Raw genomic sequence first — 26,790 nt, 5'->3', positions numbered from 1 at the left:
TTATAGGGCTTTATGGAATTAATAGGTTATAATTAATATCAACAGTACCATCTTTTGAGGGTTCAGTAAAAACTTGTACCGGGTTATTTCTCAGACTAAGCATGCGCTCACGGTCGTATACCTCAGCAGTTTCAAGAGCCTTGGCATTTAAAATACCCAATACCCATGCAATATAGTTTTCATTTGGATAAACAAATTCCCCTCCTTTACCTAGTGAGTTATCTACAACAAAACCAACTTTGCTAAACATTTTTAATGTGTAACCAGCACAAATGCCAAGTAATGTTTTACAGGTTATCTGGTTGGTAATAGAAATTCCTGCGCGTGTTAACAAGATGCTGATTCCCATACCTGCTACAGTCTTAGCATTCCATAGGCCACACAATTCCCCAACACCCTCCGGTATATATTGCTTTACGATCTCGTAAAGCGAAGGATCCATGTACCCCACAGCTTTTTCTACCGGCAACTGATTTATTCCGTCAGCAATCTGCACCCTAATGCCTCCAACCAATTCACCATTCTCATCTTCTGCAACTACTCCATAGACACAATCCATAAACATCCACAGATTGTTATTGGATGTAATATTGGTTATGCCATAATCTTCGAGCACACTTATATGACCTCTGAGATATTTTTCACAGGTATCAGGGTCGCGGGTGGCTTTAAAAGCCCTAAATGTTATCCTCATGCTAATTAAACTTTAGGATATCTTCAAGTGGTTTTCTATAAGATCTTACTGACGCCTCATCAGCATAAGATAGTCGGAATATAAAAATGCCCTGTCTTTCTTTCAATATCGGAAATACCTCATACAATTCATTCTGTAATTTGGTTAATTCTTCTGACATTTCTTTGGCTAAACCATCACCATTGCTATGGTTTAACCTGGCAAACAAAAAGAGCGGAGCTGAAATGGGGTGGAAAGCAATTCCCTTTAGGTTAGCATTTAACCATACATTCTGTACAGCTTGTCCGCCGATAACAAAGTCAGCTGCATTATAAGCCGGCATAGTAATTAATCCAATTCCTGCAGAAGTCACTATTGAACCTTTAGATAATTTTTCAAAAGCCGCACCGCCACCCCATTGGTTTAGTAATTTAATAACCTCTGGATTCTTGGCCACAATCAATCCTGCCTTATCTGCTTCAGAAAGCTCCATGCTCCGAACATCAAGACCTGTTTTAGTTTCAAGCACATCTTTTTCGGTCCAGCGGAGCTCCTTAGTATAAAAGTCGTGGTGCCCCTGAGGATATAGAAAGCGAATTCTTTCAACTGCTGAGACAATATCAGCTATTTTTTTGATCTGATCCTCATCTTCACAAATAAGGAGGTTTGCAGACTCAACAGAGCTCACACTCTCAATAAGCTCCGTCAATATATTTTCGGGTATTTTTTGTCCGTTTCCCTTTTTTCTGTTGGTTAATCTGAGAGACATGCCTGGAACAAGATCAGGCATGTAGGCCTGATCGGTAATGGTAAAGCTAAAAGCAGCCACTAACCTTTTGTTGTTCTGATTAGGAAATAAAGCGGGTTTAACACTTAATCCTAATTTTCCTGATTCTAATTTCAGGTTTTCTATGGCGGCACCAAATGAAATATTCGAAGTTACTTGGTCAAAATCTCCCCAGGAAATAGATTTTTGTTCATCATGGAAAAGGTAAAGCTTTCCGTGGTACGCATACCAAATCCAAGGCTGGTTGTTTCCTGCCGAAGGAGCCATAACAGCAGCAGAAACCAATTGTTCAATCTGGGATGGTTCGAGTGTTATACTATCCAGGCTGATATCAAATACGGCAGCTTTCATTTCTTCTTCCGTTAACTCTTCAGCATTCAGTTCTTCAACAGCATAGTTTGTGCTATCAATTTTAGGGGCTTTATCACCTACCAGTTCTTCCATATCTACCCAATACCGGCCCGATTCATGGTATTGATCCAGAATAATTCTCCTGGAAACGTCAGCACATAGAGCACCCCCTAATGCAACACCTGACGCCAGCTGAGGCCATGTGGTAATGGTTTGCCCAACTTCGCACATTGATGCCTGAAGTCTGTTTGATAAGGTCTCTACTCCAATAATTGCCAGCATATAGGGGATCTTCTCCTCATTGGTTTTCATATCCTTAGCTCTAGCGTGATCCAAATGATCGATCATACCGTGTAAAATCGGGCGTTCTGGTTCAAGATCGAATCGTTCCACATCCAAAGTGCCACGGTCGTTCATATCCATTACCACTGGGATATGAAGTGACTTTGCTTTATGTCTTAATAATATCTTAATATCAATTCCATCACATTCATCGATTATCAGATTCAGATTGCCGCCTTCACAGAAGAATCTGTCCATGTTTTCTTCTGTTAACCCGTCTCCGAAGCATACTACCTTTAAAAAAGGATCTATTTCTTTGATCTCCCGAGCGACGATAACAACTTTTGGTAAGCCTAGGTTTTGAATCCCTGTTCTGATGCGGTTAATGTTCGTCAGCTCGAGCAAGTCGAAATCTGCAAGCCTGATCTCTCCGAATCCCCTTTCCATTGCAATAGTAACTGCGGCCGATTGGCCTACTGAAAGACCAACCACGCCGATCTTTTGCTTACCTAAAAGGTCGCGCTCTTCACGAGTAATCTTGTAAATATTTCTGTTGGTTCTTACCTCAATATATTCTTCTTCATCAAGAATATGAACAAGGCGGTCAGACCATGGAAAGTAGACCCACACCCCGTAATCTTGCATAGACAAGTTGCCAATGTGTTTTGCCTTAAGTATTTCCAGTTCCTGCGGCTCAGGTTTTCTCTTAGGATGCTTGGATTTTATTAGGTCATCCAGCTGTGTAGAAAGCTGATCGTGAATCTTAATATGAGGTTTTTCTTTTAATAATTCTTCAAGTTTATTTTTATCGTCAGCCAAGTAAATTCTAAAGAATAAGGGTTCTACAGAAACGTGATCTGCCGGTGTCTGATTTTCAAGTATCAACATTTGTAAGTTGTTTTTTTAGCTATGGGGTTTCATTCATTTACTACAAAAATAACTATATTTACCAGATAAATTAGTGTAATCGTAGGGATTAAGCCAATTTTGCATAATATTTTTTCTATGGATAAGCAGACTATTAACATCTTATATGTTGATGATGAGGTACATAATCTTGTTGCGTTTAGAGCTGCTTTTAGAAGATCATTCAACGTTTTTACAGCAGAATCTGCTCAGGAGGCAATGGTCATTTTACAAACTGAAACGTTTCATATTATTGTTTCAGATCAGCGAATGCCTGTCATGACTGGGGTCGAATTTTTTCAATCAATTATTGCAGTTTATCCTGATCCTGTAAGGATCCTTCTTACCGGTTATGCAGATATAAACGCAGTAATCGATGCCATAAATAAAGGGCAGGTTTATATGTATATTAACAAACCCTGGCAGGACGATGAACTAAAATTGAGCCTTGAAAAAGCTTTCGAATTGTTTGCATTACGTAGAGAAAATAAAAGGCTGCAAGAACAACTAACTATTGTAAATCAACAATTGGAGTTTATGTTCAGGCAAAAATTAATCTCCTAAAACAATCCTTTTGTCAAAATTATTCGTGAACTTACTTTTTAATAACTATTTACACTAAGAAAGTTCATTTGAAATTATAAAACCAATACATTTAACAAAAAATATTCTTACCCCTATGAGTTCTGACGCATCAATAAATGTTTTATACGTAGATGACGAAGTTCACAACCTTAATTCTTTTAAGGCTGGATTTAGGCGATTGTTTAACGTATTTGTTGCTGAATCTGCCGTCGAGGGACGCAAAATACTGGAAACTGAAAACATACAGGTAATCATAACTGATCAACGGATGCCAGTTACCACCGGTATAGAATTCCTTGAATCTATTATTCCTGATTTTCCTGAACCAATTCGCATTCTTCTCACCGGCTACGCCGATATAAATGCAGTAATAGATGCTATTAACAAGGGACAAGTTTATAAATACATTCAAAAGCCATGGCTGGATGAAGATTTGAGGATCAATATTGAGAAAGCTTATGAAATTTATGCCTTGAGAAAGGAAAATCGTGAACTTACAGAACGCTTACTTTTAGCCAATAAACAATTAGAATATCTCTTAAGGCAAGATCCTCCTAACTAACGTTTCTCGTATATTAATAGGATTATGAAGAAATGTGTGCTTGTTTTCTTATTGATATTTACCTATGCATTTTTCAATATACTGAAAGCGCAAAGTATATCAAACGAGGGTACAGATTTCTGGGCCGTATTTCCAACCCATGATCCTGCTGGTGATGGATCAACTGGAAACCCATTTAAAGATGCGAGTATTAAGATCTATGTGACAGCAAAGGTTACATCTCGCATTACCATCTCTTGTGGCAATGGCTTTCCGAAAGATACTGTTGTTCTTCCAAATGTTGTTATGGGTTATATCGTTCCTAGATCTGATGCGTACATCAATGAGGCCGAAGGAGGAATGTTGCTAATTAACAGAGGCATTCACGTTCAGGTAAAGCAAGGAGACCCCAAGGTGGCCGTATATGCGCACATTTTTGCCGGACAGCGCTCCGCAGCATCATTAATATTACCTAATGAATCGCTGGGTCAGGAATATTATTCGATGAATTTCACGCAAACTTTAAATCGGATAGGTACTAATAAGAATTTCCTGGTACTAACTGCCGTACAGCCAAATACCAAACTGATTATACACAAAGCGAATAGTAGTCAGACCTTAAATGTCACTTTGCCAAGTGCAGGAGACGTTTACGAATACTTGGGTGATGGGGTAGAAGACCTTACTGGTACTTTTGTAGAGGTGGACCCTGCTTCTGAAGATGCTTGTGCCAAAAGATTTGCTGCATTTTCTGGCTCTACTGCTGTAGCAATAGGCTGCCCGGGTGTCGGTAACGGGCAATTGTCCAGAGATCCATTATTTCAGCAGCTTTATCCTCCATCAAGCTGGGGTAAAAATTATGGAATGGTCCCCTTTAAAGATCGGACCTATATGTTTAGGGTTGTAGCGAAAGAAGATGATACTGAAGTAAGGGTAAATGGAAATACTGTTGCGGTACTTAAAAAGGGTGATTATTACCCCAAAATCGCAAACGAGCAAATTCTTAATCAACCTTCGTTTATATCTTCCAATAAAAATATCAGTGTTGCACAATATTCTTTATCGCAGGCATGCACAAGTGCATTGGCATCTAGTCTGGAGGGTGATCCTGAAATGGTATTGCTTAACCCAATTGAGTTTAACATCAAGTCCGTAACACTTTTCTCTTCTACCCTTCAGTTTATAGAAAGCAGGTTCATCAACGTGTTTATGAAAACAGCTGCGCGCAACAGTTTCAGGATTAACGGAAAACAACCATTGGATGGGAGTAGCTGGATCACCATGCCGCTAAACGAAGAGTATTCCTACCGCCAAATTGAAATAACCGACATCAGCTCTACCTTAACTGCTATTGATGGTTTTAATGCCATTGCTTATGGCTTTGGTAGTTTTGAGTCCTATGCCTACTCCGCAGGCACCAACCTTGCTGCTAACAACTATCTCCTGATTAGCAATACGGTTACCAATATTGATGCGCCAAATGCCTGTATCGGTCAGAAGTCCAACTTCAAAATTGTACTCGCTTTTAAGGCAAATTCCATCAAATGGAATCTAGATGAAGGGGGAGATGTGGAATACACTCCTGAGCCTACCGTGATCCAAACGTCAGATGGGCCTAATTATGTCTATGTCTACGATATCCAAAAGACTTTTCCAGAACTTGGTTCGCATACCATGGTTGTCACTGCGGTAAAGCCTACTCAAGGCAATTGTCTAGGTAGTGATGTGCCTTATAACTTCACATTTGAAGTTACGCCTATTCCCACTGCAAAGATGATGGTTGATCCAACCCCATGTCCTGATACTGAAATCATTTTTACAGACAATAACAGCGATTCTCATATTGCCAATAAGGCGGTAGATAGGTGGTTTTGGGACTTTGGCGACGGCGTTACCTCTACTGAACAAAACCCAAAACATATTTATACTAAATCGGGACCATTTACAGTGAAATTCTCTGCCGGACTGGAAGATGGTTGTATGTCTGATGTTATCATGGAGGATATTATCGTTAAACCCAAGATGACACCTAAATTTCTTGTAAACGCAACCGGTTGTATCAACACAGATTTGTTGTTTACAGATCAAAGCACAATTGAAGCAGGAAGCATTATTAAATGGAATTGGGATTTTGGAGATGGTACAACTTCCATATTGCAAAACCCCAACCATAAATTCACAACTATAGGGACATTCAAAGTCACGCTCATTGCAGAATCTGCCGAAGGCTGTAAAAGTTTACCCATTACAAAAGAGGTGATCATTAACAAACTTCCTATAGTAGATTTTGAACTTCCTGATGCCTGTATCAAAGATCCTTCGGCAGTGTTTAAGAATTTAACAGTTGATGCTGATGGTGGTACTGGCGGACTAACCTACTTATGGAGTTTTAACGATCCGAGTTCAACCCCGGTTAATAACTCGTCTACAGCTACAGATGGGTCACACAAATACACAGCGGCAGGTAATTACAGTGTTTCGCTTACGGCTACAAATGCGAATGGTTGTAGTGTTACAACCACCAAAGACTTTACATTAAATGGCTCTGATGTGGTCGCTGCTTTTACTGTTGCTGATCCTACTAATCTGTGCAGTAACAAAGACATTGTGCTCAAAAATACCTCCAAAGTAAATATTGGTAAAGTGACCAAGTTGGTTTTCTATATGGATGATATAAACAACCCTACAGTGCAATCGATAGTGGATGATGATCCAATTGCTGATAAAGAATACAGGTTTAAATACCCTGCTTTTACCACTCCTTTAAATAAGACCTTTACCATACGCATGATCGCCTTTTCAGGCACAGAATGCTTCCAGGAAACAAAACAAGTTATTACAGTTAAGCCCTCTCCAATGCTTATTTTTGGTGCCATACCTCCAGCTTGTCTAACTGCGGGAAGTGTGCAACTCACACAACAAGCAAAAGAGACCTTAGGGGTTGCTGGTTCAGGTAGCTTTTCCGGTATAGGAGTTAATGCATCGGGCCTGTTTGATCCACTTATTGCAGGACTTGGAATACATACCATCACTTATACCTATGCAGCTTCAAACTCATGTGATGAAAGTATCACACAAACTGTCACTGTATATCCTTCGCCTACTTTAACTGTGGCAAATGAAATTTTTATTCTCATCGGCGGACAAAAACAAGTAACTGCATCTGCTACAGGTAATGGGTTAACCTATAAATGGTCGCCTTCAATCGGTCTCAGTAAAGATGACATCTTAAATCCCATTATGCAGGGTGATGATGACAGAGAGTACACATTAACTGTAACCACTAATCAGGGCTGTTTTGTTTCACATAAGATTTTGTTAAAAATTCTTAGGGTGGTAGAGCCCTCTAATGCATTTAGTCCCAATGGCGATGGTATAAACGATACCTGGGGCATTAAGTACATAGATTCTTACCCAAATGTCAGTGTAGATATTTTTAACAGATACGGCAATAAAATTTTCTCCAGTACGGGATATAAAAAGCCCTTTGACGGAATATATAAGAATGAGCCTTTACCTGTCGGAACTTATTACTATATTATCAATCCAAATATAGGTACAAAAAATGTTACAGGTTCGCTAACCATTATCAGATAAATTGAAAGCACGGGCATATATAGTTTCATTTTTTCTACTACTTTCTGTAGATCTTTGCGCCCAGCAACGGCCACAGTATACGCAGTATATCTTCAACAACTACCTGCTTAATCCTGCATTAAGTGGGATGGAAAACTATACAGATTTAAAATTCGGTTACCGTAAACAATGGGCAGGTATTAAAGATGCCCCTCAAACCACATTCTTTTCTGCCAATCTTGCACTGGGCGATCAATACCTATGGAGAAATGCATTATCAATGCCCGAAAAAGGGGAGGACCCGATGAGCAGAAATTACATGCAGAATTATACTTCATCACCCTCACACCATGGAATAGGCGTGGTAGCAGTATTGGATGATGTTGGTCCGCTTTCCAGACTGGATGCCAGTTTAACTTATGCGTATCATTTACAGGTTAACAATTCATTGAACTTCTCGGTAGGGATATCAGCAGGATTATCCAGAATAGGACTGGACGTGAACGCTTTGGAATTTGAAGTTCAGAATGATCCAGCCATACAGAATACCATTGTTAGTCAGATTAAGCCAGACCTGGGTCTAGGCGTTTGGCTATATGGTGCCAATTTCTTTGCAGGTGCATCTGTTCAACAAATTCTTCCCCAAAGATTAAGCTTTACCAGCGATCCAAACTACACTGCCGGTAAGGAAGTGCCCCATCTGTTTGTAACTACAGGATACCGTTTCTTCGTGGCTGAAGACATTGCTTTAACCCCATCGATAATGGTTAAAAGGGTTAGCCCAACACCCTTGTCAATTGACGCCAACTTAAAAGCTGCGTTTAAAGATAGGTTTTGGTTGGGAGGCAGTTATAGAAAAAATGATTCCTTTTCTGCGCTTGCAGGCATCAACATCAATAAAACTTTTAATATTACCTACTCTTATGATTTTATCACTTCACAGTTAAATACTGTAAGTAATGGCAGTCATGAAATTGTTCTTGGTATACAACTGAATAATGTATACCATGTAATGAGCAATATGAGAATGTGGTAAAGGCTTTAATTAAAGCTCTTTGCGCAAACGGGCTACCGGGATATTCATTTGCTCCCTGTACTTAGCAACGGTACGTCTCGCAATGTTATAACCCCGCTCTTTTAATATGTCTGTCAGCTTCTCATCAGCCAATGGCTTACGCTTATCTTCATTGCCGATACAATCTTCCAGTATTTTCTTTACTTCTTTATTAGATACCTCTTCACCGCTTTCGGTTTGGATTGCCTCAGAGAAAAAAGATTTAAGTAGAAATGTACCAAATTCAGTTTGTACATATTTTGAATTCGCAACTCTGGATACCGTAGAGATATCCATATCAATTTTATCTGCAATATCCTTCAGGATCATTGGGCGCATCTTACGCTCATCACCTGTTAGCAGATATTCGTATTGATATAGCATAATAGCGTTCATGGTTTTAAGCAATGTCTGCTGACGTTGCTTAATGGCATCAATAAACCATTTCGCCGAATCCAATTTTTGCTTAACAAACTGAACGGCCTCTTTCATTTTCTTATCCTTTTGAGCTGCCTTATCGTAATGATCAAACATATCAATGTAAGAGCGACTCACCCTTAATTCAGGAGCATTCTTAGAATTCAGGGTTAGTATCAATACCCCGTCATTATTAGACACATGAAAATCAGGAATAATCTGCAATTGCTTTGTAGTAACCTGATTGGAATCACCAGGTTTAGGATTTAGCCTTAATATTTCAGCAATAATCTCTTTCAAGTCTTCACTATTCAGGCCAAGCGCCTTTTCCAGCTTATCGTAATGCTTGCGCGTAAACTCATCCAAGTGGTGCTCAACAATCTCTATTGCTTTTAGGATTACAAGATTAGTTAGGTCTTTGCGTTTAAGTTGTAGCGTAAGGCATTCTTGTAAATCCCTTGCGGCAATGCCTGGAGGGTCAAAGCTTTGGATTACCTTAAGCATCTCCAAAACATCTTCTTCTTCCACCATTACATTCTGAGAAAATGCAAGATCATCAATCATAGAAGTAATGGGCCTGCGTAGGTAACCATCGTCATCCAAACTTCCAATAATCTGTTTACCGATAATGAAATCATGGTTAGACAAAGGAACCAGGTCCAGTTGTTCTTGCAAGCTTTCAAAGAAAGTACTCTCAATAGCTATAGGAGTTTCCTTCTTTTCCTCATCGTCGTCATTGTTGTTATAAGATGTACTATAATCGTTCGTATTGTCGTCCTGTAAATAATCATCTACATTGAACTCATCATTATTCTCTTCCTTGGTGCTTGGATCGTATTCTTCCGATTTATCATTTAAATCATCATACTCGCTCTTTGGCTCTTCAGCTATCATTAAGCTTGGGTCTTCCAGCGCTGGGTTTTCTTCTAATTCTTCTTTAATACGCGTATCAAGGGCAACAGTTGGTACTTGCAGCAACTTAATAAACTGTATCTGCTGAGGGGAAAGTTTTTGTAATAATTTCTGTTGTAAATGTTGTTTAAGCATAAGATGGTTAAGAGGAATAAAAGATACCCGTTTCAAAAATAAGTATTTTCAGTTACATAAATGTAAGAAGGCTTTATTTTATCTATAAACTAGAAATTCAAAGGCATATAATAGTCGCTATAAAATGTCTAGTAAAAAACATTTATCAATAAATTTTGAAATTAAATGTACTACCAAACCTATATACTTTATATATTTGCTTTCAGAAACCAGTTATTGATAGTAAAACAGCCAACCATACGTCATGTATGTGCAACTGATACCATAAACTGTTAACAATAAAACTTTAGTAGCTTAAGTCGCCAGACTATAGCCGCTTTTTAAACAAGACCAAACTTAGATGCAAAGCTTTAGAACAGAGTTAGAGAATCCTATTGTCGAAAAAGATATCATCGATCTTGAAAAGAAGATCAGGCAATTTCGCGAAGGTTTAATCCATGAAGAGAAATTCAGAAGTCTCAGACTGGCACGTGGCGTTTACGGTCAGCGGCAGCCTGGCGTACAAATGGTACGTATAAAACTTCCTTTTGGTAAAGTTACCTTTAAACAACTGTTACGCATTGCTGATGTTTCTGATGAATATGCAAGTGGTAACTTACACTTAACTACCCGACAAGATATCCAGATTCACTATGTAAGTTTAGACCGTACTCCTCAGCTTTGGGAAGAATTGGAGCGTGATGATATTACGCTAAGAGAAGCTTGTGGTAATACCGTAAGAAACGTTACCTCATCTCCTGATTCTGGTATCAATCCAAATGAAGTATTTGATGTTTCTCCTTATGCTCATGCATTTTTTACCTATTTCCTTAGAAACCCAATATGTCAGGAAATGGGCAGAAAGATAAAATTCTCTTTCTCTTCTGATGAACGCGATACGGCCTATAGCTATATTCACGATCTTGGTTTTATTCCAAAAATTAATGAGCAGGGCGAGCGTGGCTTTAAAGTTATGATGGCCGGCGGATTGGGCGCACAACCTTTTCTGGCAGCGCCGATATTTGATTTCCTTCACGAAGATCAGATCATCCCGTATGCAGAATCTTTGTTAAGGGTGTTCGACCGCTATGGCGAAAGAACCAATAGGAACAAAGCGCGTTTGAAATACCTGGTTCAAAAGCTAGGATTAGACGAGGTATTGCGACTAGTAGAAGAGGAGCGCATTGCCAATAAATCCAAGTCATTTAAAATAGATAGAAATACTGTTCCACAGCCTCAACTACCAGAAGCATTCAGTTATGAAGTGCTGGATGAGGTTGTCAATTCATCAGATTACAAACACTGGAGAGCAACTAATGTAGTTCCTCAAAAGCAAGAAGGTTTCTTTGGTGTTTACATCAAAGTATCAAAAGGAGATATCAAAACAGAACTGGCAAGGGAGTTGGTTGCTGCCATTAGTCCTTTCGTAGCTGATGAGATCAGGATCACTCAAAACCAGGGCTTATTATTAAAGTTTGTTAGAGAGGATGCTTTGCCATCCCTATATGCTGCATTGAAACCACTTGGCTTTGCAATACCGGGTTTTGATAGCATTGCAGATGTAACCACTTGTCCGGGTACAGATACTTGTAACTTAGGTATTTCCAACAGCATGTCACTCTCTGTTGCTTTAGAAGACGTGATTTACGAGGAATATCCTGAATTGATCTACGATAAAGATTTAAAAATTAAGATCAGCGGATGTATGAATTCATGCGGACAGCATGGATTGGCACATATCGGTTTTCATGGTAGTTCTGTAAAAGCAAATGGAAAAGTGGTTCCCGCTGTACAAGTAATGCTTGGCGGTGGTACTGTTGGTAACGGAGAAGGCCGCGTAGCGGACCGTGTTATTAAAGCACCTTCTAAACGTGCCCTTGATGTCCTTAGAACGTTATTAAATGATTACGCAGGCATTGCCGAAGAAAAAGAAAGCTTCCATGCCTATTATGACAGACAGGGTAAAGATTATTTTTACCAATTGTTAAAGCCTTTGGCTGATTTAACCAACCTAAAAGATGAGGAATATGTTGATTGGGGCCATGAAGAAACTTTTGTTACCGCAATTGGTGTAGGGGAATGTGCTGGTGTTGTTATTGATCTTGTAGCTACTTTACTGTTAGAAGGTTTTGAGAAACTGGAATGGGCGGAAGCTTCTTACAAAGCCGGAGCCTGGTCTGATGCCATCTACCATGCTTATGCTGTTTTTGTGAGCAGTGCTAAAGCCATGTTATTAGATAAAGGCGTAAGCAGCAGTACTCAAATTGGAGTAATTAGAGAGTTTGATATTAATTACATCGAAACAGGAGAGATCAGCATACAAGGTACCTTCAATGAGTTGGTTCTTCAAATCAATAAGAATGAGCCTACTGAAGCTTTTGCGACAAGCTATTTGGCGCAGGTAAAAGACTTTATTGCACAGATTAAAACATTGAAATCATTATAGTAAACGGTCAAATTTCAGTACAAAAGAAGAGAACAAAATAATGATTACTCAAAATATAAATAAGAAAGAGCCAAGAATTACTTTGGTAGGTGCTGGCCCTGGTGATCCTGATTTGATTACTATGAAGGGTGCAAATGCATTAAAAACTGCCGATGTTGTTTTGTACGATGCATTAGTCAATGAAGGTGTGCTGGATTATGCCAATCCAGACGCCATTAAAGTTTACGTAGGCAAAAGATCAGGAGAGCACTCATTCGGACAGGATGCCATCAATAAACTGATGATAGATTACGCCCTTAACTTTGGTCACGTTGTCCGGTTAAAAGGTGGTGATCCTTTTGTGTTCGGCAGGGGATATGAAGAACTGGATTTCGCTGCAGGATATAGCATCCCTGTTGCAGTTGTACCAGGCTTGTCAAGTTCTATTTCAGTACCAGGTTTACAGCAAATACCTGTAACACATCGCGGCTTAAGCGAAAGCTTTTGGGTAGTAACAGGCACTACTTCTTCAGGTAAGATTTCTAATGATCTTTATGAAGCAGCCAGGTCTAAAGCTACCGTAGTGGTGTTAATGGGTCTTGGAAAGCTTGCAGAGATTGTAAAGTTATTCCAAAACGAAGGGAAAGGCTTATTGCCTGTGGCAGCTATTCAAAGCGGCTCTACAGCGAATGAGAAACTTGCCATTGGTGTAGTAGATACGATTGTAGAGGTAGTTTCAGAAAAAGGCATACAGGCACCGGCAATATTGATATTCGGACAAGTAGTTTCCCTTCATCCGTCTTACCAGCCAATCCGTGATTTTTACGCGGCCTTAAAAGAAGAGTTGTAGTTTTTATGGAGGGCAACCAGTTATTTCCTGTTTTTATTAAGCTGAATACCATTCAAACTGTGCTTGTTGGTGCAGGCCCTATAGGCTTGGAAAAGTTAACTGCTATGCTTAATAACAGTCCGCAGGCAAGAATAAAGGTGGTGGGTATTGATATTTTGCAGGAACTGCAGGAACTGGCTGATGCTTATGAAGGTGTTAATGTCATTCAAAAAGCTTTTGAACCTTCAGATTTAGATGGTGCAGACCTAATTGTTGCCGCTACCAATAACGCAGCGTTAAACGAAGAGATCAGAGCGGTAGCTAGTAACCGTAACCTATTGGCCAACTTTGCTGATAAGCCAGATTTGTGCGATTTCTATTTGGGATCAGTTGTAAAAAAAGGCGATCTGAAGATAGCCATCTCCACAAATGGTAAGTCGCCAACCATTGCCAAGCGACTAAAAGAAGTGCTGAACGACAATCTGCCAGACGAACTCAACGACACCTTGCAGCACATGCAGGCATTAAGAAATACACTGAACGGCGATTTTACCTCCAAAGTAAAGCGTTTAAATGAAGTGACTTCATCGCTAGTTGAGCAAAAAGACGATAAAGAGATTTCAAGACCAAATCTTAAATGGTTAATATGGCTGGCCATTGTGTTTTCATTTGCCATTGCTGTAACAGTTTTTTGGCATAAAGAACCAGAGTTTCAGACTTTCGTTGCTAACATAAATACATTGTTTTACTGGTTCCTTATCGGTGGGTTCATCTTTTCTATGATTGATGGGGCAATAGGGATGTCATATGGTGTAACCTCTACCTCTTTTTCTATAGCCATGGGAATACCACCCGCATCGGCCAGTATGGGGGTCCATCTTTCAGAAATCCTGAGCAATGGCATTGCCGGTTGGATGCACTACCGTTTTGGTAATATCAACTGGAAGCTATTTAAGCTGTTACTGATACCAGGCATTTTGGGTGCAGTTGCAGGCGCTTACCTGCTATCATCATTAGAACATTACAGCAACTATACAAAGCCATTTGTATCCTTATACACCCTTATTTTGGGTGGTGTAATTTTATCAAAGGCATTAAAAATAAAAGCAAAAGGCTCCGCCAAAAAAAGTAAGATCAAAAAGATCTCTTTATTGGGCGCATTTGGCGGATTTATAGACGCCGTAGGTGGTGGTGGCTGGGGCTCTATTGTATTGTCCACCCTTATCGCCGGTGGCAGAAGCCCACGCTTCTCCTTAGGTACCGTAAAGATTACCAGGTTCTTTATTGCTTTAATGAGTTCATTAACATTCATCACGATGCTGAACGGTAAGCACTGGGAAGCAGTGGGCGGTTTGGTTATTGGAAGTGCTTTAGCATCACCTATAGCGGCAAGGGTTTCCAACAAGATCTCTGCAAAAGCCATTATGCTATCTGTTGGTGTAATTGTAATTTTGGTAAGTCTACGCAGCATTATTAACTTTATCCTCAAATTGGTATAAACATGAAGGAGCAAATAGAAGCTATAGCAGAACGCATTAAGGATTTGGATCCTGTAGATGCCTTAAAGTACTTCGCTAATGAACATGCCGGTAAGATTGTTTTCTCGACTAGCTTTGGCTGGGAAGATCAGGTAATTACCCATATGATCTTTGCCAATGATATTCCCATTAAGGTATTTACTTTAGAGACTGGTCGCTTGTTTCCAGAAACCTATTATGTATGGAGCCGAACACTGGAGATCTATAAAAAACCGATAGTAGCCTATCATCCAAATGCAGATTTACTGGAAGATTTGGTTACCGCTAAAGGACCTAACAGCTTTTACGAATCGGTAGATAACCGTAAGCAATGCTGCTATATCCGTAAGTTGGAGCCCTTAAAACGTGCTATTACAGGTAACCATTTGTGGGTAACCGGCATCAGGTCTGAACAATCAGTTAACAGGCACGACATGAGTAACCTGGAATGGGACGAGGCTAACCAGATCTTAAAGTATCATCCTATATTTTACTGGTCGCTGGATGATGTTAAGGCCTACATCAAAGAAAACAACATCGTATACAATACATTACATGATAAGGGTTTCCCAAGTATTGGCTGTGCGCCATGTACAAGGGCAGTTAGAGAAGGAGAAGACTTTAGGGCAGGAAGATGGTGGTGGGAAGATCAGTCTAAAAAGGAATGCGGCTTACATGCCACAACGTAATTGCAACAAAACAAATGAGTAAGTATAATTTAGATTATTTAGACGAGTTAGAAGCTGAGGCCATCCACATTTTACGTGAGGTGGCTGGGCAATTTGAAAAACCGGCATTGCTGTTTTCGGGCGGTAAGGATTCTATTACATTGGTAAGACTGGCCGAAAAGGCGTTCAGACCAGGTAAGTTTCCTTTTCCACTGGTACACATAGATACGGGTCACAATTTCGAAGAGACCATTACCTACCGCGATGAGATGGTGGAACGCATTGGCGAGAAACTGATTGTTGGTAGCGTACAGGAATCTATAGACCAGGGTAAAGTAGTAGAGCAAAAGGGCAAAAATGCAAGTAGAAATTCTTTGCAAACGGTTACTTTGCTAGATACCATTGCCCTGCACGGCTTTGATGCCTGTATTGGTGGTGCCCGCAGAGACGAAGAAAAAGCAAGAGCCAAGGAGCGTATCTTTTCTGTAAGAGACGAGTTCGGTCAGTGGGATCCTAAGCGCCAGCGCCCGGAGCTTTGGAATATCTATAACGGCAAAATCCATAAAGGAGAGAACGTTAGGGTATTTCCAATTAGTAACTGGACAGAGCTTGATGTTTGGAACTACATAAAGAGAGAAAACATTTCGTTGCCTTCTATTTATTTTGCCCACAACAGGGACGTAATTACCAGAAACGGACAGTTGATGGCTGCTTCTCCATTCTTAAACATGGATGCTGATGATGTGGTAGAACATAAAAAAGTAAGGTTCCGTACGGTAGGCGATATGAGTTGTACCGCTGCGGTTGAATCGGATGCCTATCTGCTGGATGACATCATCTCAGAAATTAGTGCATCAAAAATTAGTGAACGTGGTGCCCGCATGGACGATAAAGTATCGGAAGCTGCAATGGAAGACCGCAAAAAGGGAGGATATTTCTAATGAATATATTAAAATTTTTTACAGCCGGTAGTGTTGATGATGGCAAAAGCACATTGATAGGCAGGTTGTTATACGATACAGATTCCATCCTGGCAGATCAGCTGGAAGCTTTGCAACAATCCAACAGGAAAAACGATGATGGTTCTATTGATTTGGCTATTTTAACAGACGGACTAAGGGCAGAACGGGAGCAGGGCATCACGATAGATGTGGCTTACAAGTACTTCCAAACCGAGAACCGTAAGTTTATCATAGCCGATACCCCAGGTCATATCCAGTATACCAGAAATATGGTTACAGGAGCTTCTACTGCAAAGCTGGCTATTATCTTAATCGACGCCCGTAATGGTGTAGTGGAGCAAACCATTAGGCACTCATACTTGGTTTCATTGCTTGGTATTGAACATGTTGTGGTGTGTTTAAACAAAATGGACATGGTAGGTTACAGTGAAGAGGTTTATAATACTATTGTCGACAAATACAAAACCCTGGCTATTGATTTAGGTTTACGTGAGGTAACTTTTATTCCGGTTAGCGCACTTAAAGGCGATAATGTAGTGAATGAGTCTGAAAACATGACCTGGTACCAGGGAAGAAGCTTACTGCATTTCCTGGAGACAGTAGATGTGGAAGTTGGCCCTTCTTATAACCTTGCCCGTATGCCGGTGCAATGGGTGGTAAGGCCACAAACTGATGAGCTTCATGACTATCGTGGTTATGCTGGTCGCGTGCTTAGTGGTGCATTTAACGTAAACGATAAGGTAACGGTATTGCCTTCTGGCAGCAGCTCCGTAATAGAGCGTATTGAAATCTTCGATCAGCAACCTCAGGTTGCTTATGCTGGTCAGTCGGTAACGCTTCATTTAAAAGACAACATTGACATTAGCCGGGGCGATGTGTTGGTTAATTCTGATCACCTGCCACAAAGCTCACAGCTGATAGAGGCTGATCTTTGCTGGATGGATGCGAAACCACTTGATGAGAGCATCACGTATTTATTGCAGCACAATAGCAAGGTAACAAAATGTAAGATTCGCGAGATTGTTTACAAAGTGGATATCAATACTTTGGAGAAACAAGATGCGCATGATTTTAAACTGAACGACATAGGCAGGGTTATTTTAAAAACCGCCGATCAGTTGGCGTTTGATTTCTACACGGAAAATAAAGCCAATGGTGCAGCCATATTAATTGACAGCAGAACTAATTTAACTGTAGCAGCGCTGATGTTTAGGGCTGTTGCCGATTAAAGCGTTACTGATATTTACATCGTTGTTATAACTTCTGGGTTATAATTTTAAAAAAATCAATTAACTAATCAAGACTGGAATCTTTTGCCCTGAAAAAGGGCAAAACTTCCTAGGTCTTTCTTAGTAGCAATTGATTTTTTTGCATTTAAAATAAAAATGAGCAAACTTACATGAAGTTTGAAAACGTGCTCCATAAAAGATCTCTCAGTACCCTCAGCGCTTTAAAAGCCACCACCTATATTCTAGGCTAAAGTAAATTTACATTAAGTTTCTAGTTTATGTCGTAATCGGGTTGGATATACCGATTAGTGGAACGCTATTGTCAAAAATTTCCTCTTTATAATTCCATTTTATAACATCAAGAGTGGTTAAGGTCGCGTTTGGGTCGAATACGGGATTTAGTCCCAATAACAACCTATAAACAACTAATAAAAGACATATAAAAAACGAGGTTGGAATATCCTTGCAATATCCTTGAGATATCCTTGGAATATCGTTTCAATAACTAATTAGATATTTCAAGGATATTGCAACCATAACGGAACGATAATTTAATACAGTTATTTATTAGGTGTTTACTAGTTGTTTATCAGTTATCAATAGGAGTTTGTTCCGACTTTTACTATTTCTTGTCTTTTTGTTTGCATTGTATCCAGTAATACTTAATTTGAGTGAAATTTCGCGGAGTTACAAAAGCGAAGAATATCAATTATGGAAATAATACATTTAAGTGCAGAATGTTACCCCATTGCTAAAGTAGGCGGACTAGGAGATGTTGTTGGTGCTTTACCGAAATATCAGAATAAACTGGGTCATGTGGCCAAAGTGGTTATGCCTGCCTATGAAACTAAATTCTTTAGAGAGAATGAATTTGAATCCGTTTATGATGGTTGGGGGAAGTTAGGTTTCCAGCATTTCTCTGTCAGGATATTTAGAGAGAAAACTAATAAACTAGGTTTCGATTTGTACCTGGTACATATTGCAGGCTTCACAGACAGGCCAAACGTGTATGGGTATGAAGATGATACAGAGCGTTTCCTGGCTTTCCAAATTGGTGTGCTGGATTGGATGGCACAATGGGAGCATAAGCCCGACGTGATCCATTGCCACGACCATCATACAGGACTGGTGCCATTTATGACTGCGCATTGCTATAAATACAGACACCTAAATCAGGTGCCTACCATATTAACCATCCACAATGCACAATACCAGGGGCAATTTGGTTGGGATAAACTGAATTATCTTCCCCCATTTGATCTTTGGAAAGCCGGACAGCTAGACTGGAAGGGTGCTATAAATCCATTGGCTTCGGCAATTAAGTGCTGCTGGAGGGTTACCACTGTATCGCCCAGTTATTTGGAAGAGATCAGTTACCATGCCAACGGACTAGAAGAGTTGTTTGCGAGAGAAAGAGGCAAATCAGTGGGAATCCTAAATGGAATAGACAATGAAGTTTGGAATCCGGCAGCTGATGCAATGTTGCAGAAGCAATTTGCGGTAAGAACCGTTGATAATGGAAAAAAAGCAAACAAAGAGGCGTTATGTAGTGTTTTTAACCTGGATGCAAGCAAGCCCCTGTTTACTTTTATAGGCAGACTGGTGGGCGAGAAGGGGGCGGACCTTTTACCGGAGATTTTTTATAATGCTTTGTGGCAGCACAATGGAGAAATAAATGTACTGGTACTTGGCTCTGGAGATCCACAGGTTGAAGCAAGGTTGTCACAGCTAAAGGATGCCTTTCCAGGGAATTATAATGCGTACATAGGCTACAATGAACAGTTATCGCACCAAATTTATGCTGGTGCAGACTTTTTATTGATGCCAAGCAGGGTTGAGCCTTGCGGACTTAACCAAATGTATGCATTACGCTATGGAACAATACCGATTGTGAGAAGGATTGGGGGGTTAAAAGATACCGTTGTTGACATAGGAGACGGCGGATTTGGTGTTTGTCACGATCAAACAAGTGCATGGGATGTTGGACATGCAATTGGACGTGCAATGGAATTGTACAAAGACAAGAAAAAAATAAAAGAAATCCGTAAGTTTATGATGCACATCGATCATTCCTGGGATAAAGCTGCGCAAGAATATATTAATCTGTACCAAGTATAAACGACAAATAAAGTATGACTGAAAAAGTTTTAGGTGTAATCCTTGGCGGTGGCCAGGGCTCCAGGTTAGCCCCACTTACACAAACAAGATCAAAACCAGCGGTTCCAATAGGAGGAAAGTACCGTCTTGTAGATATTCCAATTTCAAATTGTCTTAATTCCGGCATACATCGTATGTTTGTATTGACCCAGTTTAACTCGGCATCGCTAAACAAGCACATTAAAAACACTTACCATTTTAGTCATTTTAGCTCGGCCTTTGTAGATATTCTGGCTGCAGAGCAAACTCCTGATAACCCAACCTGGTTTCAGGGAACGGCAGATGCGGTTAGGCAAACAATGCACCATTTATTGAACCATGAATTTGAGTATGTGCTGATCTTGTCTGGAGATCAGTTGTACCAGATGGATTTTAATGATATGGTTAATGCGCATATACAAAGCGGTGTTCAGGTTACACTTGCTACCATACCGGTTAATGCAAAGGATGCTCCTGAGTTTGGTATTTTAAAAGCTAACGAGCAGAATATTATCACCTCGTTTATTGAAAAACCTAAAACTGGTTTAGAGGACTGGACATCAGATACTGGTCCGGAAATGCATGCAGAAGGTCGGGATTACCTGGCCTCTATGGGTATTTATATCTTTAATAGGGAATTATTGATCAAAATCTTCGCTGAGAATGCAGAAGAAAAGGATTTTGGTAAGGAGATTATTCCGAGAATGCTTAGAACATACGATGTATTGAGCTTTCAATACGAGGGCTATTGGACAGATATTGGTAATATATCTTCTTTCTTTGAGGCAAATTTGGGCTTAACTGACGATATTCCAAAGTTCAACTTGTTTGATCATCACCATAGTATATTTACCAGGGCACGTATGTTGCCGCCGTCTAAGATATTGGGTACTACTTTAGATAAGACAATTATTGCCGAGGGCTGTATTTTACAGGCTGAGAGCATTAAACATGCGGTAATTGGAGTTAGGTCTCGCATTGGTATAGGTACGCATATTCAGAGCTGCTATATTATGGGAAGTGATAAATACCAGACGCTGGAAGAGATTAAAGAGGATCTAGATGCAGGAACACCGATGATAGGAATCGGCGAAAGGTGTAAGATCACTAACGCTATTGTAGATAAGAACAGTCGCATTGGTAATGATGTAACCATTATTGGTGGAGATCATTTGAAAGATGGGGATTTTGACTTGTATACTGTGAAAGATGGAATTGTTGTCGTAAAAAAGGGTGCAGTTATTCCTGACGGAACAGTAGTTTAAAAATTATTATCTACACCTAAAAGGATTTAGTTTAAAAGAACCCGGGTAATGGTTAAGCCGTTATCCGGGATCCTTTTTATAATGCCTTTTTAATTTTCGTCAAATAGACTCTTTTAATGAAATTAAATATAAGCCCTTTATGAAGAAGCTATTAAGTTACACAATGCTTTGCCTTTTTTATCAATTTTCAATAGCACAATCGGTGAACAATGCATTGCCAGCCGAGTTTCAAAAAAAGCTGGATGAAGCAAAGATGACCTTTGTTAAACCCGAGGGAGCTACTGAAATTCCAGTTATTAAAACAGAAAAGGTGGGGTATGACTATGCGATTAAATTGAACGCAAAGAACGTGGAGATTCGCTATGCCGTTCGTCCAATTTCAAAAGAGATATTTACAATGTATGAAAATAGACAAAAGAAGGAAGGTGATACGGTACTCAATCCTAATATAATACATAGGATATTGACGCCGATGATGTACAGTAGGATCTCAGGCGGCAAGATCAGTCCGCAAAAAGTTTCTATACAATACTTCAAACCTGAAAGCATTAAAACTAGCGCAGGTGCTGATGTAGGAACTATGAGTAGTGGCCCTTTAGGCGCTGATTGGGCACAAACTTACAATTTTGGTTTTTATGTGATGTTGCATAAAGAGTATCTTGCAGATGCTTATATATTTTATCTATTTGAAGACGAAAAGCAAATGGTTGACGCTTTTAAGGAAATAACGGCTAATAACGCAGTTCTTTATGCACTAAAGTTTAAATGATTATAATGTTGAATATCAAACACTTCTCTCATCTGGGATCACAATTACCGTATCGTCTGGCAATAATATCCATTTTTCTGCATATTTCCCTTGATCCGCTATAGCGCTATTGTGTAAAATGAGGAGAGTTAATTGGTCATAGGTATATGGAAGAAGCTTTTTGTATTTGGTCTTGAGTATCTTCAAGTTCATAGGCCCAATCTCTGAATTGTCGGTAAATTCATTAACAATTGCCTCGAATTGCAAATCTGGGTTACGTTTTAAGAATTTAAAAATGTAGTGTTTTTGTTGCTGGAGACTAACCAGTCTTTGCTCCAATAGTTTCATTTTCATCAATATGGTGTCTGGCCTTACAAAGCCACCCTTTATCACGATATTTTTTGGTAACAATGAGGAAGAAAACTGTATTCCATATCCGGTCTCATTTTTGAAACAATAGTTTATCTGAAGTGTGCTACCCAAGCTGTTAGTTGCTGAGGGATAATCTTCTTTTAAATTTGCCCAGGAGAATGACGTCCTAAATTCTTTCCAAAAGAGATTTAGAAATAATCGCTGATATAGAAATCCTTTATATTGCTGGTCAAAATGGATGTCTCCGGTTAATGAAGCAAATATCCTGCTGATCTCCGGATCGTATAATTTCTTGTCATCTGTGCTCCATGGTAGGTTGTAGATATTAGCAAATGAATCAGAAGAAATGACTTTTTGTTTTCCAGATTTCGTTTCAATAGTAATTTTGTATGCTGTCTTGTCATCCATATCAAAAGGAACTAGTATTTGCCGAAGTATCCTTTCAGCTTGTTTTTTATCGTTGAATGTCTCTAAAAATAGCTTTTTTTGATAAGGTCTAATTTTAGTATACTTCAAATAGTCGGTTTTATTTAGACTGTCGAATGCAACCTCCATTTCTTCAGGTTGTAAATTGAACTTTGAGAGTTCAATGCTTGTATCTTTTGTATTTAAGATATGTAGAAGCCTATTTAGCTCGTTTTGATCTATTTCCTTAATGAAGGTTTTGGGTAAGGAATTTTTTAATTTATAGCTGTTCCATTTATTGTTTTCTAATGTGACTTCGTAATTTTTAAAGTCATCAGCAGAAGACGTCCCTCCAGGAGTGATTGTTAGGTTTATTTTAACCACTTCATTTAACGAAATATCTTGCCTTGCAATTACGTTTAGTGTTGTTATTGAGAGGAGAGCGGTTAAAAAGGTAAATACGAGTCTGCTCATGCGTTTGATTTATGGTATTAAGATAAGGTTTTTTACGAAGCTAAATCTTGATATGTATGTAAGGCACAATAATTCCTTAACTTACTTACAATAATTCGACGGGCTTTATGCTGAGAAAAATAAACTTACTTCTTCTGATAGCAATCATATTATTATCATGCCAGGGTGAACAACCTCAAATGACAGTAAACGTACAAAAGATTAAGTTCGATCCGGGGAAGAGTGTTCCAGTCGAACTGAAACAAGTCGCTGAGCATATATCGGTCAAAATTCTTTCCAGCGATAATGGTTATCACATCAATGACTTTGAGAAAGTTTTCCTGATTGACAGTCTGATTATTGTACCACAAAAGGAGAGGGGAGAAATATTGATGTTTGATTTGAATGGGAAGCCAAAGAGGAAATTGAGACTCATGGGGTCTGGTGCAGGAAAAATACTCGATATGTCGGACGTTTTTCTTAATAAGACGACGAAGGTTTTGGAGGTTTTAGATAAGAAAGTGACAAAGGTATTCAGCTATGATTTAAAAGGAAAGTTTATCAAAGAGGTGAGGTTGAACGATTTCAAATTTACTGGGTTTAGGTTTGTTTCTAACAGTGAATTTTACGTTTTCGAGCGTATTCGGACCAGAAGTAATAATGACAGGTTAGGGGTATTCGACAAAGATTTTAAATACATAAATTCTTATTTAAAGATTCCAGATCCTATTGCTGGAATGAATTATTTAAGGCAGCATATTCTAGAGGTTTATAAGGACTCTGTATACTACATCCCACTTTTGGAGAACAAAATATACAATGTGACTAAAAAAGGCGCACAACCTGTTTACGAATTTGATGCTCCCGATGCCTATAAGGTTACGGATAATTTCATGGCAAAAAATAAGTTTACCAACCTTGGACAGTTTCTGTTGGAAATGGAAACAAGTAAATTGATAATTTGTACAGACCATCTGTACATTACAGATGATTTTATATATTTCTCCTACAGAACAGAAAAGGGCTGGAAAAAACTACTTTATTCTAAGCACACCCAAAAAGTAGTAGAACACACTTATCTGAAATTAGATAATGCTGCCAGTTTAGAATTAACAGCACCGGTGATAGGAACTGATGGTGATAACTTTGCTTATCTAATTCACCAATCAAACAACCCTAATTTACCTGATAACATCAAGGAAAAATTGACAGTTAATAGTAATCCGGTATTGCTTTATTTCAAGTTTAAGAAGTTCTAGGCGGTTTGCATCACATGCTTTGCACTAACTACCTATTTTATCATGACGGGGTGGATGATGGAAGATGCCTTTTTTAAAAGCTGACTATACCTCCAATGAAAGATAAGTTTTCATATTTCTAAAGTAGGTCGTTGGCAGTGATTATTTAACCTTCTTTTTGAGATCTTTTCTAATATAATCAACCCATTCGTTATGCGGTATAGTAAGCTTTACATCAGGACTGAAGCCTAGCTGATCGATCGGATTCTTATCTGTCCAACTCATTTTGGATACAGGCACCATCAGGATCAATTGTTTAGATGGAAGAGGGGTTGTAGCCGCTGGGCCTTCAAAATCCATCATACCCACGGTGTTGATGCCATAGCGCGTAGTTTTTGAGCTTTGTCCCATTAAATGGAAGAAGTATTCTGTAGAACTTCCGCAAAGGCCATCAGTAATCAATGCTATGCGAACTGGACTCGTTAACGTGCTATCCAGTGGAATGGTTAGTCCGGGAATGGAGTAAAACGTTTGCTTAGTAACCGGCAGATCATTATATATGTGCTTTAACTTGCTTAAATAGGCTTGGGGATAATATTTCTCCATTTCTTTTGGCAATGGGTTTTTTACAACATATTCCAATTCGCCCTGCTTAATTTTTATGTTATCGGCTGATACCCTTAGCAAGGGATCATCTTGTTTAATGGGATTGGTCATGACGTATGGAAGCAAAAAGCTCCAGCCGGAGTTGCCTCCGCCATTACCTCTTAAATCAATGATGAGGTATTTACTTGATCTGATAGTACGGTCATTGGTGTTTACCAGTTTTTCAATTTTGTTGTCGTTATTAAAAAATGTTGGGATTTTAATATAGCTTGTTTCACTATCCAGGAGCTTAAATTCGAGTCCGTTGTTGTTGTTTTTCCAGTTAGCAAGTTCCTTTCGCTCTGCAGCAGTAATTTCATTTCCAGATACTTTACCAAACAAGGCGAAGTTCCATAGCTGTAATAAATTCCCTTTCTTTTGAGCATAAAAATCCACGCTATTGAATACGTTATATTGTTTAAGCAAATATCCTCTGGCGTTTGGGGTTAGCGTGAAGTAGACCAACCCTGGGGTTAGCTTTTCATCTTTCGCATTGATAATGATTGCTTTAAATGTGTGGTCAGGAAATTCTCTTATGGCAAGCGATAAGGTGCTGTCGGGGTTGGTCCAGATTCCTTCCAAAGGATTAAGTTTTCCAGTGCTGAGTTCTTTGACTACCGCATTTGGATCAATGGTTTCCTGATCTGGATCTTCAGGGTTCAGGTAGGTTAAAGAAAAGTGTTTGTCTTTAAAAAAGCGGACATACTCTTTAATCAGGTAAAAGCATTTTTTAGTATTGGTCTCCTGCGTAGCTTTTTCGGTGAGGCTTTTCACCAAAGCATTATATGTAGATTTTATTTTAGAATTGACCTTAGTTGGATAACCAGCGTAGTTCAGTTCCGTTTTTTTGATGGTCTCAGCAAGATTAGCAGGACAGTCGCAAGATGTAGTCTGGCTGAAAACGGACATGGGTAGCAGGTAAACTGCTAGAAGGATTAAGATGCGTGTCATAACGTGTTAGATGAGAGATTTGGTCGCGTCGGCTAAGGTATTAAAAATACCGAAGATCTTAAGAATGGCTATTCATTATAGTTGAAAGGAAATATTCTGGAGATATTACAGGCAAAGATGGTATTGCCGCCTTTTGGAAATCCTTGTCGCTAGATATTAAATAATCCAATTGATTGGATAAAGCAGCATAGTACTGCAATGCATCTTCGATGTCTTTAATTTTCGAATTTAAAGCAATAATTGTCATCTCGTGTGAAGTATCTATAACCTCAATCTCAGTTAGCAAGTTTAGTAGTAAATCTTTTGCTTTCTGACTACCATAGGCCTTTGTGAGCCAATATCCTACAATATGAACAATTGAAGGGGTTACGAATCCACTTATTTTTCCCTCAATTATTGAAGCGATTATGCTTCTTGCATTAAGGAAGTTATTTCGTTTGAGCAGAAAATCGAGCAATAGATTCGCATCTAACAAAACTTTATAACCCATATTTTCCTGCCTGATCTTCGTGAAATGCCTTTTTCAAATCCATCTCCAAGTCTATTTTCGGAGACTTAAGATCGTCCACCATCTCAAGGATATTCTTTCGTTTCACCGGTTTGGAAAGGGTTTTGAAATACCGTTCAACTAATTCTGAAATGCTGATCTTTTTGCTTCCTGTATAAGACTTAACTTGTGCCAATACGGCGTCGTCTATTGTTAGGTTTAATCTTGTTTTCATGATGTAAATATACGCACGAATATTTAT

The 26,790-nt window shown here is 39.2% G+C and carries 21 protein-coding genes; 14 read left to right on the top strand and 7 right to left on the bottom strand.

The window, feature by feature from the left end:
* Positions 1-10 precede the first annotated feature (10 nt).
* Positions 11-694 carry a hypothetical protein gene (locus ACVWYN_RS10660; protein ID WP_457288844.1) on the bottom strand — a complete coding sequence of 228 codons (684 nt, stop codon included), beginning with the start codon at positions 692-694 and terminating at the stop codon, positions 11-13.
* Between the two features lies 1 nt (position 695).
* A complete protein-coding gene (locus ACVWYN_RS10655) occupies positions 696-2,981 on the bottom strand; it encodes an Rv1355c family protein (protein WP_457288843.1) in 2,286 nt (761 codons plus the stop codon).
* A gap of 117 nt (positions 2,982-3,098) precedes the next feature.
* Here ACVWYN_RS10655 and ACVWYN_RS10650 point away from each other — a divergent pair, with 117 nt between their 5' ends.
* From ACVWYN_RS10650 to ACVWYN_RS10635, 4 genes are all read left to right on the top strand, one after another.
* Positions 3,099-3,563 (top strand): response regulator, encoded by a 465-nt coding sequence (locus ACVWYN_RS10650; RefSeq protein ID WP_457288842.1) that lies wholly within the window; start codon positions 3,099-3,101, stop codon positions 3,561-3,563.
* Positions 3,564-3,678: 115 nt separating this feature from the next.
* Complete coding sequence (locus ACVWYN_RS10645; protein ID WP_457288841.1) at positions 3,679-4,146, top strand: response regulator; 468 nt, start codon at positions 3,679-3,681, stop codon at positions 4,144-4,146.
* A 24-nt stretch (positions 4,147-4,170) separates the two neighbouring features.
* A complete protein-coding gene (locus ACVWYN_RS10640) occupies positions 4,171-7,722 on the top strand; it encodes a PKD domain-containing protein (RefSeq protein WP_457288840.1) in 3,552 nt (1,183 codons plus the stop codon).
* A 1-nt stretch (position 7,723) separates the two neighbouring features.
* Entirely contained in the window at positions 7,724-8,737 is a 1,014-nt protein-coding gene (locus tag ACVWYN_RS10635) for a PorP/SprF family type IX secretion system membrane protein (RefSeq protein WP_457288839.1), read from the top strand.
* Between the two features lie 9 nt (positions 8,738-8,746).
* Here ACVWYN_RS10635 and rpoN read toward each other — a convergent pair whose 3' ends face one another.
* Complete coding sequence (rpoN, locus tag ACVWYN_RS10630) at positions 8,747-10,219, bottom strand: RNA polymerase factor sigma-54 (protein WP_457288838.1); 1,473 nt, start codon at positions 10,217-10,219, stop codon at positions 8,747-8,749.
* Between the two features lie 340 nt (positions 10,220-10,559).
* Between rpoN and ACVWYN_RS10625 the strand changes: the two genes are divergently transcribed.
* From ACVWYN_RS10625 to ACVWYN_RS10585, 9 genes are all read left to right on the top strand, one after another.
* Entirely contained in the window at positions 10,560-12,644 is a 2,085-nt protein-coding gene (locus ACVWYN_RS10625) for a nitrite reductase (RefSeq protein ID WP_457288837.1), read from the top strand.
* A gap of 40 nt (positions 12,645-12,684) precedes the next feature.
* Positions 12,685-13,473, top strand: a complete 789-nt coding sequence (gene cobA / locus ACVWYN_RS10620; protein ID WP_457288836.1) for a uroporphyrinogen-III C-methyltransferase — start codon at positions 12,685-12,687, stop codon at positions 13,471-13,473.
* 5 nt (positions 13,474-13,478) lie between these two features.
* Positions 13,479-14,951: a TSUP family transporter gene (locus tag ACVWYN_RS10615; RefSeq protein WP_457288835.1), complete on the top strand. Its 1,473-nt coding sequence runs from the start codon at positions 13,479-13,481 to the stop codon at positions 14,949-14,951.
* Between the two features lie 2 nt (positions 14,952-14,953).
* Entirely contained in the window at positions 14,954-15,658 is a 705-nt protein-coding gene (locus ACVWYN_RS10610) for a phosphoadenylyl-sulfate reductase (RefSeq protein WP_457288834.1), read from the top strand.
* Positions 15,659-15,672: 14 nt separating this feature from the next.
* Positions 15,673-16,578 (top strand): sulfate adenylyltransferase subunit CysD, encoded by a 906-nt coding sequence (gene cysD, locus ACVWYN_RS10605; protein ID WP_457288833.1) that lies wholly within the window; start codon positions 15,673-15,675, stop codon positions 16,576-16,578.
* A complete protein-coding gene (locus ACVWYN_RS10600) occupies positions 16,578-17,828 on the top strand; it encodes a sulfate adenylyltransferase subunit 1 (RefSeq protein WP_457288832.1) in 1,251 nt (416 codons plus the stop codon). The genes cysD and ACVWYN_RS10600 overlap by 1 nt, the downstream gene beginning before the upstream one ends.
* Before the next feature lie 711 nt (positions 17,829-18,539).
* The gene (locus tag ACVWYN_RS10595; protein WP_457288831.1) at positions 18,540-19,946 is read left to right on the top strand and encodes a glycogen synthase; all 1,407 of its coding nucleotides are present in this window, start codon (positions 18,540-18,542) and stop codon (positions 19,944-19,946) included.
* A gap of 14 nt (positions 19,947-19,960) precedes the next feature.
* A complete protein-coding gene (locus ACVWYN_RS10590) occupies positions 19,961-21,229 on the top strand; it encodes a glucose-1-phosphate adenylyltransferase (protein WP_457288830.1) in 1,269 nt (422 codons plus the stop codon).
* A gap of 139 nt (positions 21,230-21,368) precedes the next feature.
* Positions 21,369-21,998, top strand: coding sequence for a hypothetical protein (locus ACVWYN_RS10585; RefSeq protein ID WP_457288829.1), 630 nt, complete (start codon positions 21,369-21,371; stop codon positions 21,996-21,998).
* A gap of 15 nt (positions 21,999-22,013) precedes the next feature.
* On the opposite strand, the gene ACVWYN_RS10580 is transcribed toward ACVWYN_RS10585, so the two are convergent.
* Positions 22,014-23,228, bottom strand: a complete 1,215-nt coding sequence (locus tag ACVWYN_RS10580) for a hypothetical protein (protein WP_457288828.1) — start codon at positions 23,226-23,228, stop codon at positions 22,014-22,016.
* Between the two features lie 179 nt (positions 23,229-23,407).
* On the opposite strand from ACVWYN_RS10580, the gene ACVWYN_RS10575 reads away from it, so the two are divergent.
* Complete coding sequence (locus tag ACVWYN_RS10575; protein WP_457288827.1) at positions 23,408-24,466, top strand: 6-bladed beta-propeller; 1,059 nt, start codon at positions 23,408-23,410, stop codon at positions 24,464-24,466.
* Between the two features lie 141 nt (positions 24,467-24,607).
* On the opposite strand, the gene ACVWYN_RS10570 is transcribed toward ACVWYN_RS10575, so the two are convergent.
* The 3 genes from ACVWYN_RS10570 to ACVWYN_RS10560 are packed head-to-tail and all read right to left on the bottom strand — an operon-like array spanning position 24,608 to position 26,763.
* A complete protein-coding gene (locus tag ACVWYN_RS10570; RefSeq protein ID WP_457288826.1) occupies positions 24,608-26,041 on the bottom strand; it encodes a S41 family peptidase in 1,434 nt (477 codons plus the stop codon).
* Positions 26,042-26,099: 58 nt separating this feature from the next.
* A complete protein-coding gene (locus ACVWYN_RS10565; RefSeq protein WP_457288825.1) occupies positions 26,100-26,531 on the bottom strand; it encodes a type II toxin-antitoxin system VapC family toxin in 432 nt (143 codons plus the stop codon).
* Positions 26,521-26,763: a DUF6364 family protein gene (locus tag ACVWYN_RS10560; protein ID WP_457288824.1), complete on the bottom strand. Its 243-nt coding sequence runs from the start codon at positions 26,761-26,763 to the stop codon at positions 26,521-26,523. The genes ACVWYN_RS10565 and ACVWYN_RS10560 overlap by 11 nt, the downstream gene beginning before the upstream one ends.
* Between the last annotated feature and the right edge of the window lie 27 nt (positions 26,764-26,790).

The organism is Pedobacter sp. UYP24 (assembly GCF_054057295.1).
The sequence above is the reverse complement of the archived record's forward strand: the minus strand, read 5'-3'. Positions and strand labels throughout refer to the sequence as shown.